Raw genomic sequence first — 274 nt, forward strand, 5'->3', positions numbered from 1 at the left:
GTCCGTCAAATAGCTTACGTCGATACTTTGTCGTAAAGATCAGATGCACGACCAGTTTTACTGACACTGTGCCGCTTTCTGAGGAATTCCGCCAGTAAATCATTATGATTACTCAATTGATATGTTTCCCTAACATGTTAAAATAAAAACATTATATCAATGAGCGCTGATGATGTTAAGAGCAACAAAAGTACGCATCTACCCAACACCAGAACAGGCTGAATATCTCAACGCTCAGTTCGGTGCGGTTCGTTTTGCGTACAACAAAGCGCTG

Annotated in this window: 1 protein-coding gene and 1 pseudogene; one reads left to right on the forward strand and one right to left on the reverse strand. The window is 41.2% G+C overall.

From position 1 onward, the window contains the following. Window positions 1–116, reverse strand: a pseudogene (locus BHE89_RS01670) (IS200/IS605 family transposase); the annotation flags it as partial. Window positions 117–172: 56 nt separating this feature from the next. On the opposite strand from BHE89_RS01670, the gene BHE89_RS01675 reads away from it, so the two are divergent. Next, a partial coding sequence (locus tag BHE89_RS01675) for a helix-turn-helix domain-containing protein (RefSeq protein ID WP_171742425.1) occupies window positions 173–274 on the forward strand: 102 nt, incomplete at its 3' end.

The sequence above is a fragment of the Shigella sp. FC1967 genome, assembly GCF_001743005.1.
GTDB lineage: Bacteria > Pseudomonadota > Gammaproteobacteria > Enterobacterales > Enterobacteriaceae > Proteus.